The following is a 14,002-nucleotide window of genomic DNA, read 5'->3' on the forward strand; positions in this document are numbered from 1 at the left end:
GCCGGTCCCGGCGCGCCCTCCCGATTAGGCATACTGGCGCGGTGTGCGGACTGCTGGCGCTGGTAACCGATTCCTCCGAGGAGGTCTCCCCCACCCTCGTCGACGCGGTGTCCGGTGCCGCCTCCCTGATGCGCCACCGGGGTCCGGACGAGCCCGGGACCTGGCACGACGGCCGGGTGATACTCGGCTTCAACCGGCTGTCGATCATCGACATCGCCCACAGTCACCAGCCGCTGCGGTGGGGCCCGGAAGACCAGCCCGATCGCTACGTGCTGGTGTTCAACGGCGAGATCTACAACTACCTGGAGCTGCGTGAGGCCCTGCGGTCCGAGCACGGGGCGGTCTTCCGTACCGACGGCGACGGTGAGGCGATCCTGGCCGCCTACCACCACTGGGGCACCGAGGCGCTGACGCGGCTGCGCGGCATGTTCGCGTTCGCGCTGTGGGACAGCGTCGAGCAGGAGTTGTTCTGCGCGCGCGATCCGTTCGGCATCAAGCCGCTCTTCCTGGCCACCGGACCCGGCGGCACTGCGGTCGGCAGTGAGAAAAAGTGCCTCCTCGAGATTGCCGGGCAGCTCGGACTCGACCTCGGCATCGACGACCGCGCAGTCCAGCACTACACGGTGCTGCAGTACGTGCCCGAGCCCGAGACGCTGCACCGGGGCATCCAGCGGCTGGAGTCGGGCAGCTATGCGCGGGTCCGTCCCGGCGGCCGGCCGCAGGTGACCCGCTACTTCATCCCCCGCTTCGAGGCAGTGCCGTTTGTCGCGAAAACCGAGCAGAGTCGCTACGACGAGATCACCGCCGCGCTCGAGGACTCGGTGGCCAAGCACATGCGCGCCGATGTGACGGTCGGAGCGTTCCTGTCCGGCGGGATCGACTCGACGGCCATCGCCGCGCTGGCGATGCGGCACAACCCGAGGCTGATCACGTTCACCACCGGCTTCGAACGCGAAGGGTTCTCCGAGGTGGACGTCGCCGTCGCCTCCGCCGAAGCGATCGGCGCCCGGCACGTCACCAGGGTCGTCAGTCAGGCCGAATTCGTCGCCGCGCTCCCCGAGATCGTCTGGTATCTCGACGAACCCGTCGCCGACCCTGCGCTGGTACCGCTGTTCTTCATCGCCCGGGAGGCGCGCAAGCACGTCAAGGTCGTGCTCTCCGGGGAAGGCGCCGACGAGTTGTTCGGCGGTTACACGATCTATCGGGAACCGTTGTCGCTCAAGCCGTTCGACTACCTACCGCGGGGCCTTCGCAAGTCCGTGGGGAAGATGGCCGCCCCCCTGCCCCAAGGCATGCGGGGCAAGAGCCTGCTGCACCGGGGCTCGCTCACCCTCGAGGAGCGCTATTACGGCAATGCGCGCAGCTTCTCCGACGAACAACTGCGGGCGGTGCTGCCGCGTTTCCGCGAAGACTGGGTCCACACCGACGTCACCGCCCCGCTGTACACCCGGTCGCAGGGCTGGGATCCGGTCGCCCGGATGCAGCACATCGATCTGTTCACCTGGTTGCGCGGCGACATCCTGGTCAAAGCCGACAAGATGACGATGGCCAATTCCCTGGAACTGCGGGTGCCGTTCCTGGACCCCGAGGTGTTCGCGGTGGCCTCGCGGTTGCCGTACGACCAGAAGATCACCCGGACCACCACGAAGTACGCGCTGCGGCGGGCCTTGGAGCCCATCGTGCCCGCACACGTCCTCAACCGTCCGAAGCTCGGCTTCCCGGTGCCGATCCGGCACTGGCTGCGCTCCGGCGAGCTGCTGGACTGGGCCAACGAGATGATCGGCGCTTCCGCGGCCGGCGACCTGATCGATCTGGCCGCCGTCCGGTCGATGCTCGACGAACACCGCCGCGGGACAACCGATCACAGTCGCAGACTGTGGACGGTGCTGATCTTCCTGCTGTGGCACGCGATCTTCGTCGAGAAGAGCCTCACCCCGCAGATCAGCGAACCGGCCTACCCGGTGCAGCTCTGAGCGGTCAGGCGAGCGCCTGGGCGATCTCCCGGCCCGCCTCGGCACCGTAGGCGCCGCTCAGCCGCGTCACCGCGGAGTCGCGGTCCCAGGACCACTCCTGCGGCCCCGGCGCCTCGAGCACGAGTGTGGCCACCAGAGACGCCAGCTGGGCCGCCCGCTCCAGCGACAACCCGGCGTCGCGGCCGGTGAGGAACCCGGCGCGGAAGGCGTCGCCGATACCGGTCGGATCGGTCTTGTGCGTCTCGGGCACCACGTCGACGTGGATGAACGTGCCGTCCCGGCCGACCAGATCCACGCCCTTCTCGCCCAGCGTGGTGATGCGCATCTGGATCTGCTTCATCACCTCGGCCTCCGACCACCCGGACTTCTGCAGCAGCAGATCCCATTCGTAGTCGTTGGTGAACAGGTAGGTCGCGCCGTCGATCAACCGGCGGATCTCCTCGCCGGACAACCGGGCCAGCTGCTGGCTCGGGTCGGCGGCGAACGCCAGACCGAGTGACCGGCATTCCTCGGTGTAGAGGAACATCGCATCCGGATCGTTGGCGCCGATGATGACCAGATCCGGAGCGTTGGTGCGGGTGAGCATGTCGGCGAGCCTGATGTTGCGGGCCTCCGACATCGCTCCCGGATAGAACGAGGCGATCTGGGCCATGTCCTCGTCGGTGGTGCACACGAACCTCGCCGTGTAGGCCGACTCGGACACCAGCACCTCGTCGCAGTTGACGCCGTGGGAGGTGAGCCATCCGCGGTACTCGTCGAAGTCCTTGCCGACCGCCCCCACCAGGAGGGGGTCACCGCCCAGCACGCCCATCGCGAACGCCATGTTGCCCGCGACGCCGCCGCGGTGCACCACCAGATCGTCCACGAGGAAGCTCAGCGACACCTTCTGCAAATGGTCGGCGAGGAGCTGTTCGGAGAACCGCCCCGGGAATCGCATCAAATGATCGGTCGCGATCGATCCGGTCACCGCAATGGTCACGCAATTTCACCCTTCGTGGTCTTCACCCTCCGCGTGCCCCGACGAGCCGCACGGACGAACGTCGTTCACCCTACTGTCGACGGTGGCAGTCCCGCCCTGTCGGCCCCGTGGTGGGCTGTCGCAGCCCCCGGGTACCCCGATCGGTTGCGCTAACCTGCCTATAGGTGCCTGCCCGGCCGCAACCAACACGGCAGCGAGAGGCCACAGCCTCTGATCGACATCCGAAATCCGACCTTCCCGGGAGCAAGTAGATGACTGGTCCGTATCCGCCCCAGTACGGCGCTGGACCGGGCGGGCCGCAGTCACAGCCCGGATATCCGAACTCGTTCGGGCAGCAGTACCCGGCCATGGGCGGCCAACCCCCTCCGGGGCAGCCCCAGCCCTATCCCGACGGTGGCTTCAACGCGACCTATCCGGGCACGCTGCCGCCACCGGTGCAGTATCCGCCCCGTAAACGCCGCAAATGGATCATCGCGGCCGTCGCGGTGCTGGCGGTGGCTGTCATCGTCGGCGTGCTCTCCGTGGTGACGCTGACGGGCGGGCGTGCCGAGGAGAGCTCCGGCGGGCAGCTGACCGAGGCGTCGGCGCAGGCCGCCATCCAGGAGTACCTGGACGCGCTGTCCAACGGCGACGACGAGACCGTGGCCCGGCACACGTTGTGCGGGCTCTTCGACGCCGCCAAGGAACGCCGTGCCGACCTCGCGCTCGCCAGCCTGTCCAGTGAAGCCTTCCGCAAGCAGTACAGCGTCGCCGAAGTGACCTCGATCGACAAGATGGTGCGGTGGTCGCCGATGCAGGCTCAGGTGCTGTTCACGATGGACGTGGAGCCGGCGCGCAACGCCAGGGGCTCACAGCCTCAGGACGGCGAGGAACAAGCCATCGCCCAGTTGTTGTCGCTCGACAACGAGATCCTGGTGTGTTCCTACCTGCCGCGGACAGCCGGTCAGTACTGACCGGCTACCGCGTCGGCGCTGAGATCAGTTGAACGAATCGCCGCAGGCGCACGACCCGCCGGCGTTCGGGTTGTCGATCGTGAAGCCCTGCTTCTCGATGGTGTCGACAAAGTCGATGCTGGCGCCCTGCACGTAGGGGGCACTCATCCGGTCCACGGTGAGGGCGATGCCGCCGAACTCCACCGTCAGATCGCCGTCGAGGGTGCGGTCGTCGAAGAACAGGTTGTACCGAAGACCGGCGCACCCGCCCGGTTGCACGGCGATGCGCAGCGCCAGGTCGTCGCGACCCTCCTGGTCCAACAGTGCCTTGGCTTTCGCCGCTGCGGCATCCGTCAGGATCACGCCGTGGGCGTCGGTGGCCTGATCTGCCTGCACTGCCGACTCGTCCTGAACAGTCATGGAATCTCCTGTGTGGATGTACGTGGGTGTAGGCCCTCCTCCCCATGCAAGGGGGATAGCTCCACTGTGTCAACGGTACCTTGTCCCGCGGGTATTCCCCATCTATCACCAGGCGCGCGCCCCACCTGCGGGGACATCAGGAGTATGCGGCCGCCACGGCGGTTGTCAGGCCGGTGAGCTGATTGGCCGCATCCTCGATCGCGCGGTGCACCGACCCGGCGTGGTCGGTGACCGAGTGCGCAGCGGTGATGCCGGCGGCCTGCAGTGCGGCCCGGTCCAGGGTCACCTGGCCAGCCAGCACGAGCACCGGGGTCTGTCGCGCTCCGGCGCCGCCGGCCAGCGCGCTGACGACCTTGCCGTGCAATGACTGGTCGTCGAAGCGTCCCTCCCCGGTGATAACGAGGTCGGCGACGGCGACATCGTCCTGCAGCGCAGTGTGCTCGGCGATGATCGCCGCTCCGGACTCACGTCGGCCTCCCAGGGCGATCAGCGCCGCGCCGATGCCGCCGGCAGCGCCGGCGCCCGCCTGGTCGCTGACGTTTCGGCCCGCGGCAGCGTTCAGTTCCTCGGCCCATCGGCTGAGGCGGTCCTCGAGCACCGCGACGGCGTCCGGGTCGGCGCCCTTCTGCGGTCCGAACACCGAAGCGGCGCCCATCGGGCCGAGAAGGGGATGTTCGACGTCGGTCGCGGCGATCAGCTCGACACCGTCGAGCAGCGCCCGCGCGGCGCCCAGACCGCCCAGCGCCTCGACCATGCCGCGGCCACCGTCGGTGCAGCCGCTGCCACCGAGGCCGACGACGATGCGTTCGGCACCGGCCTGCAGGGCGGCGGCGATCAGCTGGCCCACCCCCCTGCTGTGCGCGTCGAGCGCGGTACGCACCGTCGGAGGGCCACCGAGCAGCGCGAGGCCGCATGCCTGCGCGCATTCGATGTAAGCGGTCACCGGATGTGCCGACGCCGCAGTGTCGAGCACCCACCGGGCCTCGACGTCCTCGTCGAGCGGCCCGCTCACCCGCTCGGTGTGCATCTGGCCCAGACGACTGGCGAGCACCTCCACGAACCCGGGCCCGCCGTCGGACTGCGGGGCCAGCGTGAGCCGGTCCTCCGGACGGGAGTTGCGCCAGCCCTGCGCGATGGATTGAGCCGCTTGCACCGCGGTCAGGCTGTCGCCGAAGCAGTCCGGCGCGATCAGCACGTTCAAGCCCGCCATGACGGCAGACTATGGCTTCGGCCGACGAGCCGCATGCCCGGGACGGGGTGCTCGCATCCGCGGCCCGAGAAGTAACCTGGCAGTGTGAAACTGCTGGGCCGCAAGAAAGACGACTCCGAGGGGTCGGGAGACACCGACAAGGCCGCCTCCGACGGCACGCCGGCCGGTACGTCCGGCCAGCGGGTGACGACGGCGCCCAAGGGCAAGCCGACCCCCAAGCGCAGCGAGGCCAGCCGCAAGCGCGGCCCGGTCGCGCCCGCGCCACTGACCGCCGCCGAGGCCCGGCGTCGCCGCAAGGAACTGGGCGGGCCGAAGTTGTCCCGCGAGGAGAAGAAGGCACAGCGCGCGGAGCGGCGTTCGGAGATGTCACATCGCCGCGAGAAGATGATGGCCGGCGAGGACGCCTACCTGCTACCGCGCGACCGCGGCGAGGTGCGGCGGTACGTGCGTGACGTCGTGGATTCCCGGCGCAATCTGCTCGGTTTGTTCATGCCCTCGGCGCTCGGTCTGATCTTCGTGATGCTGGCGGTGCCGTCGGTGCAGGTGCAGCAGATGTTGTCACCCGCGATGCTGGTGCTGGTCTTGGTGATGGTGATCGATGGCTTCGTCCTGGGCCGGAAGGTGAACCGGCTGGCGGACGCGAAGTTCCCGGACAACACCGAGACGGGGTGGAAGCTGGGCTTCTACGCGTCCAGCCGGGCGTCGCAGCTGCGTCGGATGCGTGCGCCGCGACCCCAGGTCGAGCGCGGCGACCGCGTCGTGTGACGTACTTCCCCGCCATACCCGCACCCGACACAGACGCTGCGGCCGCTGCCCGGCAGCGGCAGACCCGGTTGACCAAACCGCTGGGCTCGCTGGGCCGGCTGGAAGACCTGGCTGCGTGGGTGGCCGGGTGCCAGGGCGAATGTCCCCCGCGGCAGTTCGAGCGCGCCCGGGTCGTGGTCTTCGCCGGCGACCACGGTGTCGCCGCTGCCGGCGTGTCCGCGTACCCGGCCGAGGTGACCGCGGCGATGGTGGCGAACATCGATGCGGGCGGCGCCGCGGTGAACGTGCTCGCGGCGCTGGCGGGCGCAGGCGTGCGGGTCGTCGACATCGCGGTGGACACGGCCGACGCGCTGTCACCGGCGATCGGTGCCCACAAGGTCCGCCGCGCCAGCGGCAACATCGCCGTCGAGGATGCCCTGACACCGACCGAGGTGATGGAGGCGATCGAGGCGGGCCGCCGGATCGCCGATGAGGAGGTCGACGCCGGTGCGGATCTGCTGATCGCCGGCGACATGGGCATCGGGAACACCACTCCGGCGACCACCCTGGTGGCGGCCCTCACCGGCACCGAACCGGTCGCCGTCGTCGGCCGAGGCACCGGCATCGACGACGCCGGCTGGGCGCGTAAGACGTCCGCGGTTCGCGACGCGCTGTACCGGACACGGCGCATCTCTGCGGATCCCATTGCGGTGCTGCGGATCTGCGCGGGTGCCGACCTGGCGGCGATGACCGGGTTCTGCGCTCAGGCCGCGGTCCGGCGCACCCCGGTGCTGTTGGACGGCGTCGTGGTGACCGCTGCCGCGCTGGCGGCCGACCGGCTCGCACCCGGGTCCAGGCAGTGGTGGCAGGCCGGGCACCGATCGACCGAGCCCGCACATTCACTGGCCCTGCGCGAGTTGGACCTCGATCCCATCGTCGAACTCGGGATGCGGTTGGGCGAAGGCACCGGCGCACTGGTCGCGCTGCCCGTGCTGCGCGCAGCAGTGGGCACGCTGGCGTCGATGGCGACCTTCGAGGAAGCCGGAATAGACGCATGATCAGTTCTGTCGCAGGCGCTTTCGCGTTCGCGACGGTACTTCCGACGCCGGCTGCTCAGCGGGTGAACATCGGCCGCGGCGTGATGACCGCGCTGCCGGTCGCCGGCGCCGCGCTGGGGGCGTTGGCCGCTGCCGTGCTGTGGGTGGGCTCGCAGGCGTTCGGTGCGGGCAGCGCGCTGGCCGGTGCGCTGACGGTGGCGGTGCTGCTGGTGGCCACCCGCGGTCTGCACATCGACGGCCTGTCCGACACCGCCGACGCGCTGGGTTGTTACGGCCCGCCGGAACGGGCGCTGGCGGTGATGCGCGACGGTGCGGCGGGACCGTTCGGCGTCGCGGCGGTGACGGTGACGATCGTGGTGCAGTCCCTGGCCTTCGCCCAGACCCACTGGCCGGCGGTGCTCGTCGCCGTCGCGGCAGGTCGGGTCGCCGCCGTGGCCGCGTGCCGCCGCTCGGTCCCGGCCGCCCAGGGCAGCGCACTGGGCGGGCAGGTCGCGGGCACCCAGCCGGCGTGGGTGGTCGCCGCGTGGGTATTCGTGATCGCCGGTCTGGCAGCCCCGGTGGGCGCGCAGCCATGGCACGGGCCGCTGGTTGTGCTGGTCGCGGTGGCGTGCAGCGCCGCGCTGGTGGCGCACTGTGTGCGCAGGTTCGGCGGTATCACCGGCGACGTGCTGGGTGCCGCTGTGGAGGTGACGACGACGGTTGCCGCCGTCGGCTTGGCGATCGGCTCCTAGCTACGAGAGCGTGGCCATCCACCCGTGGGTGTCGGCGAAGGTGCCCCGCTGGATACCGGTCAGTGTGTCGCGCAGCGCCATGGTGATCTCGCCGGGCTCACCGTCGGCGATCGCGAACTCGCCTTCGGTGTGCTTGACGTGCGACACCGGGGTGATGACGGCAGCGGTACCGCACGCGAACACCTCGGTGATCTCACCGGCCGCGGCCTTCTTCTGCCACTCGTCGACGTCGATCTTGCGTTCCTCGACCGCGAAGCCTGCGTCGGTTGCCAACTGCAGCAACGAGTCCCGGGTGATACCGGGCAACAGCGAACCGGACAGCTCCGGGGTGACCAGCCGGGCGGTGCCGCCACTGCCGAACACGAAGAACAGGTTCATGCCGCCCATCTCTTCGACGTAGCGGCGTTCGGTCGCGTCCAGCCACACCACCTGGTCACAACCCTGCTCGGCGGCTTCGGCCTGCGCCAGCAGCGAGGCGGCGTAGTTTCCGCCGAACTTCGCCGCACCGGTGCCGCCGGGGCTGGCCCGCACGTACTCGGTGGACAACCACACGCTGACCGGCTTGATACCCCGCGGGAAGTAGGCGCCCGCAGGTGAGCCGATCACCAGGTAGCGGTATTCATTGGCCGGCCGGACCCCCAGTCCGGGTTCGGTGGCGAAGATGAACGGCCGCAGGTACAGCGACTCCTCCCCGCCGGCGGGCGGCACCCAGGATGCGTCGACGGCGATCAACTGCCGCAGCGACTCGATGAACAGCTCCTCCGGCAGCTCGGGGATGGCCAGCCGGCGTGCCGACCTACGCAACCGGGCGGCGTTGGCTTCGGGCCGGAAGGAGACGATGGACCCATCGGCCCAGCGGTAGGCCTTCAGCCCCTCGAACACCTCCTGCGCGTAGTGCAGCACGATCGCCGACGGGTCCAGCGAGATGGGTCCGTACGGGAGCACCTGCGGGTCGTGCCACCCCCGGTCGGCGCTGTAGGCGACCGACACCATGTGATCGGTGTGGAACTTCCCGAAACCCGGGTTGGCCAGGATCTCGGCACGTACCTCGTCGCTCGCCGGATTCGCGTTGCGATCGACGGTGAACTCGAGGCCTTCAGTCATGAAAGCGATTGTATAACCGGGGGCCAGCGGTTTTAGCGGGTCCGGGTATCGACGAACGGCGGCTTGACCACTTCGCATTCGATCATGCGTCCGCGCACGTCTACGGCGACCCGTTGGCCGTCGTCGATGCCGGCCGAGGTGTCGATCAGGGCGAGAGCGATACCGACTTTCAGTGTCGGAGAAAAGGTTCCCGATGTGGTGACGCCGATGGGTGTGTCCCCGTCGAGCACGGCGAGGTCCCCGCGCAGCACACCGCGCCCGAGGGCCCGCAGGCCGCGAAGCGTGCGTCGCGGGCCGGCCTCCTTCTCCGCGAGCAGCGCGTCGCGGCCCCAGAACGCATCCTTTTTCCATCCGACGGCCCAGCCGCAGCGCGCCTGCAGCGGTGAGATGTCCAGCGACAACTCGTGGCCGTGAAGCGGATAGCCCATCTCGGTGCGCAGTGTGTCGCGCGCGCCGAGGCCGGCGGGCTGGCCGCCGGCTGCGGTGACGGCCTCGACCAACGCGTCGAACACCACCGCCGCCTGATCCCACAGCGGCAGCAGCTCGTAGCCGTGCTCACCGGTGTAGCCGGTGCGGCACACCCGGACGTCCACGCCGCCGAACACCGCGTCGGTGTAGCCCATGTAGTCCATGTCGGTGGGCAGACCCAGGCCGCCCACGACTTCCGCGGACTTGGGTCCCTGTACCGCCAGCACGGCGCGCGAGCGGTGCTCGTCGGTGATCGTCAGGCCATCCGGGGCACGCTCGAGCAGCGCGGTGACGACGGCTGCGGTGTTGGCGGCGTTGGGAACCAGGAAGATCTCGTCGTCGGAGACGTAGTAGGCGATCAGATCGTCGATCACGCCGCCCGAGTCGGTGCAGCACAGGGTGTACTGGGCCTTGCCCGGGCCGATGCGGCGCAGGTCGTTGGTGAACGCGGAGTTGACGAACTCGGCCGCGCCCGGGCCCTTCACCAGGGCTTTCCCGAGGTGGCTGACGTCGAACAAGCCCACCGCGGTGCGAGTGGCGGTGTGCTCAGCGACCGTGCCGGCGTAGGACACCGGCATCAGCCAGCCGCCGAACTCGGCGAAGCTCGCGCCGAGCTCGCGATGACGGTTCTCCAGAGGGCCGGCCAGCAGGTTGTCACTCACGCCGAACCACACTAGTAGCCCAGTGGATAGGGTGAACCCCCGTGAGCACTCCAGCCGGTTACCAGCCCCCTTCCGTCACTGTCGCGACCGCCCTGCCCAAGCGCAGAGTCGATTCGTCGGTCCTGATCGTGCCCGTCGTCGCCGCCGGTTCCGACGACGACGCGAAGGCCCGGGTTCTCGCCAACCCGTACCTCGACGCCGAGGCCGTCGGCGAGATCGAGGTGGCGCTCGAGGCGCTGGGCGCCAAGGGCAGCTCCGAGCAGGTCACCAGGGTGGTGGCACCGTCGCTGCCGGTGAGCAGTGTGCTGGCCGTGGGCTTGGGCAAGGACCGGGAAAGCTGGTCGGCTGAGACGATCCGCCGGGCGGCCGGGGTGGCGGCACGCTCACTGACCGGTGTGGAGACCGTCTTCACCACGCTGTCGGACCTGGACCTCGAGGCGGCGGTCGAAGGTCTGATCCTGGGCGCCTACCGGTTCACCGAGTTCCGTAGCGCGAAGTCCGCACCGAAGGATCCGGGGTTGCGCAAGATCACCGCGCTGGCCCCGGACACGAAGTCGGCGACCAAGGAGACAGCCGCCCGGGCGGAGGCGATCGCGACCGCTGTCGCGACCGCGCGGGATTTCGTGAACACCCCGCCCAGCCACCTCTTTCCTGCCGAATTCGCCAAGCGGGCAAAGGCTTTGGGCGAGGCGTCCGGACTGGAGGTCGAGGTGCTCGACGAGAAGACCCTCGCCAAGGACGGCTACGGCGGGGTCGTCGGGGTCGGCAAGGGGTCGTCGCGACCACCGCGGCTGGTGCGGCTCACGCACAAGGGCGGGAAGGGCAAGAAGCCGAAGAAGGTCGCGTTGGTCGGCAAGGGCATCACCTTCGACACCGGCGGCATCTCGATCAAGCCGGCCGCCAACATGCACCACATGACCTCCGACATGGGAGGCGCGGCGGCCGTCATCGCGACCGTGGTGCTGGCAGCTCGGCAGCAGCTGCCGATCGACGTGATCGCCACCGTACCGATGGCCGAGAACATGCCCTCGGCCACTGCGCAGCGCCCCGGCGACGTGTTGACCCAGTACGGCGGCATCACCGTCGAGGTGCTCAACACCGACGCCGAGGGCCGGCTGGTGCTGGCGGACGCGATCGTGCGGGCGTGTGAGGACGGACCGGACTATCTCATCGAAACCTCGACGCTGACGGGCGCACAGACCGTGGCGTTGGGGGCTCGCACCCCTGGGGTGATGGGCAGCGAGGAGTTCCGCGACCGCGTCGCCGAGATCTCCCAGGGGGTCGGCGAGAACGGCTGGGCGATGCCGCTTCCCGAAGAACTCAAGGACGACCTGAAGTCGACGGTCGCCGACCTGGCCAACGTCAGCGGCTCGCGCTACGCCGGGATGTTGGTGGCGGGCACCTACCTGCGGGAATTCGTCGCCGACGGGGTCCAATGGGCGCACATCGACATCGCGGCCCCTGCATACAACTCCAGCGGCCCGTGGGGTTACACACCCAAGGGCGGCACCGGGGTGCCGACACGGACCATGTTCGCGGTCCTCGAGGACATCTGCGAGAACGGCTGAGGGCGCTCACCAGTCCAGTGACGGGGGCCGGTTGGCGAGCTTCTGAACGACCCACTGGTTGAGCGATACATGCTGCTCGGCTGCTTCTATCGCCAACCGGGCGTGGAGTTCCCGAGACGTGCGGACCAGGAACGTCCCGCTGAAGTCGTGATCTGTCAACGGCGTTGGTGGCTCACCACCGAACATGTCGCCCATCGCTGCGAGGTGTTCGGCGGCCTCCCGCTCTGCGCGTGCGATGGCTTCGGACGCGGTGGGAGCCGACCCGGACACGCCCCGCAACTCCAGACAGCGGGCGACGTAGCCCTCGATTCTGGCCGACCACTCCACGCGGTAGGTGTAGCGGATTGTGTCGGCCGGCCCCGGTGATGCCATCGGAAAACGCTAACCCGACCGGGGGACGATCCACGTCACTGATTTCGGCTCACGACCCAGGTGTCCCGTCTTCAATTTCGATAGCGCATGCGATATCGGATTTCGCGAAGGGCGCATGTCCCCATCCGCTGACCTCTACAGAATGTTTCCGCCGCGTGCCGCACTGCGCATCGCCTGCGGTGCCGCATGGGCGACGCCGTAGAGGACGTACGCCTCCGGGGTGACCGGCCGGATCGCCTTGTTCGTCTTCACCGCCGCGACGATGGCCTTGGCGACCTTCTCCGGTCCCACCCGGCGCACGGCGAATCCCTTGCGCACCCGTCGGCGAATCGTCTCTGCGTCGTAGCTACGAGGCGCGGGGAGCGAGAAGCGGGTCGACTCGACGATGTTCGTGCCGATGACCCCGGGACAGATCGTGGTCAGCCCGACGCCGGCCGCATCCAGTTCGGCACGCAGACAGTCGGAGAACATGTAGACCGCCGCCTTGGAGGTGCAGTAGGCGTTCATCACGTTGACCGGGGTGTAGGAGGCCATCGACGCGACGTTGACGATGTGGCCTCCGGTCCCGCGCTCGACGAGGCGTTTGGCGAACGACCTGCAGCCGTTGACCACACCGCCGAAGTTGATGTCGAGCACCCGATCGAACTCCTCGGCCGGGGTGTCGAGGAAGAACCCGGCGTGTCCGACGCCTGCGTTGTTGACCACGATGTCGGGGACGCCGTGTTCGGCGCACACCCGTTCGGCGAACGCCTCGACCGCCGCCGCGTCGGCGACGTCGAGCGGGTAGCTGTGTGCGTCCGCCCCGGCGGCGGCGACCAGTCGGGCGGTCTCGTCCAGCGCGGCCCGGTCGACGTCGCTGATCACCACGTCGGCGCCGTCGCGGGCGAACGCCAGGGCGGTCTCCCGGCCGATGCCGCTGCCCGCGCCGGTGACCGAGACCAGCGTGTCGCCGAACGGCCCACGGGGGCGGCCGACCTGTGCCCGCAACAGTTCCCGCGCGGCCGGGGCACCTTCGAGATGGTCGACGAGCTGGGTGACCGAGCGCGCCAGTACCTGCGGATGGGAGGTGGGTGACCCGTGCCCGGCCTTGATGTCGCGCCGCCACAACCGCGGCGCCCAGACTGCGATGTCGTCGTAGAAGTGCGGCCGCAGGTAGGGGTCGAGAGCGTTCACGATCAGCTGCACCGGAACCCCGACGCCGAGGTCGTGGGGATCGGTCCGGGCTCCGGTGACGGTGTCCACGAAATTGGCGCGGTACATCTTCACCGGCACGGACCGGGGCAGCGCCGCCGCCAGCCTGCCGGTCTGACGCAGCCCCCGCAGGAACTGCCGCGGACGATACGGCCGGCTCAGCGTGTCCACGATGTAGCGGTGCACGTGACGGTGGCTCGGCCCCGAGACGGAGGTCAGCGACGCGACCCGGTCGGCGGCTCCGGGTCGGGTGAGGAGGAACTCCCAGACGCCCGTCGAGCCCCAGTCGTGGGCCAGCACGTGCACGGCGCGGCCCGGGGACACGTCGTCGACGACGGCGGCGAAGTCGTCGGCGAAACGTTGCATCCGGTACGCCGAAGTCCGTTTGGGGGCAGTGGAATCGCCCGCGCCGCGGTTGTCGTAGCGGATGATCCGGAACCTGTCCTCGAACAGGGCCACCACCGGATCCCAGAGGCGATGCGTGTCGGGGTACCCGTGAACCAGCACCAGGGTCGGCCCATCGGCACTGCCCTCTTCGTGGACCGCGATACGCACACCATCGCTGGTCTCGATAAACCGCCGCGTCATGA

Annotated in this window: 13 protein-coding genes; 6 read left to right on the forward strand and 7 right to left on the reverse strand. The window is 69.3% G+C overall.

All coding sequences use genetic code 11. From position 1 onward, the window contains the following. Positions 1 to 41: 41 nt before the first annotated feature. A complete protein-coding gene (gene asnB / locus G6N53_RS21530; protein WP_163891871.1) occupies positions 42 to 1,973 on the forward strand; it encodes an asparagine synthase (glutamine-hydrolyzing) in 1,932 nt (643 codons plus the stop codon). A 4-nt stretch (positions 1,974 to 1,977) separates the two neighbouring features. Here the strand turns inward: asnB and G6N53_RS21535 are convergent, their stop codons facing one another. Next, entirely contained in the window at positions 1,978 to 2,952 is a 975-nt protein-coding gene (locus G6N53_RS21535) for a carbohydrate kinase family protein (protein WP_163891874.1), read from the reverse strand. A gap of 251 nt (positions 2,953 to 3,203) precedes the next feature. Here G6N53_RS21535 and G6N53_RS21540 point away from each other — a divergent pair, with 251 nt between their 5' ends. Beyond that, the gene (locus tag G6N53_RS21540) at positions 3,204 to 3,905 is read left to right on the forward strand and encodes an Rv0361 family membrane protein (protein WP_163891877.1); all 702 of its coding nucleotides are present in this window, start codon (positions 3,204 to 3,206) and stop codon (positions 3,903 to 3,905) included. A 24-nt stretch (positions 3,906 to 3,929) separates the two neighbouring features. Here G6N53_RS21540 and G6N53_RS21545 read toward each other — a convergent pair whose 3' ends face one another. Together G6N53_RS21545 and G6N53_RS21550 are read right to left on the reverse strand one after the other, a co-directional pair. Beyond that, on the reverse strand, positions 3,930 to 4,304 hold the full coding sequence (locus G6N53_RS21545; protein WP_163891880.1) for a HesB/IscA family protein: 375 nt from the start codon (positions 4,302 to 4,304) through the stop codon (positions 3,930 to 3,932). A gap of 136 nt (positions 4,305 to 4,440) precedes the next feature. Then, positions 4,441 to 5,514, reverse strand: coding sequence for a glycerate kinase family protein (locus tag G6N53_RS21550; RefSeq protein WP_163891883.1), 1,074 nt, complete (start codon positions 5,512 to 5,514; stop codon positions 4,441 to 4,443). An 84-nt stretch (positions 5,515 to 5,598) separates the two neighbouring features. On the opposite strand from G6N53_RS21550, the gene G6N53_RS21555 reads away from it, so the two are divergent. The 3 genes from G6N53_RS21555 to G6N53_RS21565 are packed head-to-tail and all read left to right on the forward strand — an operon-like array spanning position 5,599 to position 8,047. Next, on the forward strand, positions 5,599 to 6,279 hold the full coding sequence (locus G6N53_RS21555) for a DUF3043 domain-containing protein (protein ID WP_163891886.1): 681 nt from the start codon (positions 5,599 to 5,601) through the stop codon (positions 6,277 to 6,279). After that, a complete protein-coding gene (cobT, locus tag G6N53_RS21560; RefSeq protein ID WP_163891889.1) occupies positions 6,276 to 7,316 on the forward strand; it encodes a nicotinate-nucleotide--dimethylbenzimidazole phosphoribosyltransferase in 1,041 nt (346 codons plus the stop codon). The genes G6N53_RS21555 and cobT overlap by 4 nt, the downstream gene beginning before the upstream one ends. Then, a complete protein-coding gene (locus tag G6N53_RS21565; protein ID WP_163891892.1) occupies positions 7,313 to 8,047 on the forward strand; it encodes an adenosylcobinamide-GDP ribazoletransferase in 735 nt (244 codons plus the stop codon). The genes cobT and G6N53_RS21565 overlap by 4 nt, the downstream gene beginning before the upstream one ends. Here G6N53_RS21565 and G6N53_RS21570 read toward each other — a convergent pair whose 3' ends face one another. Then, the gene (locus G6N53_RS21570) at positions 8,048 to 9,151 is read right to left on the reverse strand and encodes a branched-chain amino acid aminotransferase (RefSeq protein WP_163891895.1); all 1,104 of its coding nucleotides are present in this window, start codon (positions 9,149 to 9,151) and stop codon (positions 8,048 to 8,050) included. A gap of 32 nt (positions 9,152 to 9,183) precedes the next feature. Further along, positions 9,184 to 10,281 carry a glycine cleavage system aminomethyltransferase GcvT gene (gene gcvT / locus G6N53_RS21575; RefSeq protein WP_205390429.1) on the reverse strand — a complete coding sequence of 366 codons (1,098 nt, stop codon included), beginning with the start codon at positions 10,279 to 10,281 and terminating at the stop codon, positions 9,184 to 9,186. A 41-nt stretch (positions 10,282 to 10,322) separates the two neighbouring features. On the opposite strand from gcvT, the gene G6N53_RS21580 reads away from it, so the two are divergent. Then, on the forward strand, positions 10,323 to 11,849 hold the full coding sequence (locus G6N53_RS21580; RefSeq protein WP_163891901.1) for a leucyl aminopeptidase: 1,527 nt from the start codon (positions 10,323 to 10,325) through the stop codon (positions 11,847 to 11,849). Positions 11,850 to 11,855: 6 nt separating this feature from the next. Here the strand turns inward: G6N53_RS21580 and G6N53_RS21585 are convergent, their stop codons facing one another. Both G6N53_RS21585 and G6N53_RS21590 read right to left on the reverse strand, forming a co-directional pair. Next, positions 11,856 to 12,221: a type II toxin-antitoxin system HicB family antitoxin gene (locus G6N53_RS21585; protein ID WP_163891904.1), complete on the reverse strand. Its 366-nt coding sequence runs from the start codon at positions 12,219 to 12,221 to the stop codon at positions 11,856 to 11,858. Between the two features lie 135 nt (positions 12,222 to 12,356). Further along, positions 12,357 to 14,000 (reverse strand): SDR family oxidoreductase, encoded by a 1,644-nt coding sequence (locus tag G6N53_RS21590; protein WP_163891907.1) that lies wholly within the window; start codon positions 13,998 to 14,000, stop codon positions 12,357 to 12,359. Positions 14,001 to 14,002 lie beyond the last annotated feature (2 nt).

Source organism: Mycolicibacterium hippocampi (genome assembly GCF_010723735.1).
Taxonomy (GTDB): domain Bacteria; phylum Actinomycetota; class Actinomycetes; order Mycobacteriales; family Mycobacteriaceae; genus Mycobacterium; species Mycobacterium hippocampi.

Excerpts from the sequence above, each read along its gene's own strand:
- G6N53_RS21540 (WP_163891877.1), top strand. The coding sequence starts at position 3,204 with ATGACTGGTCCGTATCCGCCCCAGTACGGCGCTGGACCGGGCGGGCCG.
- G6N53_RS21545 (WP_163891880.1), bottom strand. The coding sequence starts at position 4,304 with ATGACTGTTCAGGACGAGTCGGCAGTGCAGGCAGATCAGGCCACCGAC.
- G6N53_RS21550 (WP_163891883.1), bottom strand. The coding sequence starts at position 5,514 with ATGGCGGGCTTGAACGTGCTGATCGCGCCGGACTGCTTCGGCGACAGC.
- G6N53_RS21565 (WP_163891892.1), top strand. The coding sequence starts at position 7,313 with ATGATCAGTTCTGTCGCAGGCGCTTTCGCGTTCGCGACGGTACTTCCG.
- G6N53_RS21570 (WP_163891895.1), bottom strand. The coding sequence starts at position 9,151 with ATGACTGAAGGCCTCGAGTTCACCGTCGATCGCAACGCGAATCCGGCG.
- G6N53_RS21585 (WP_163891904.1), bottom strand. The coding sequence starts at position 12,221 with ATGGCATCACCGGGGCCGGCCGACACAATCCGCTACACCTACCGCGTG.
- G6N53_RS21590 (WP_163891907.1), bottom strand. The coding sequence starts at position 14,000 with ATGACGCGGCGGTTTATCGAGACCAGCGATGGTGTGCGTATCGCGGTC.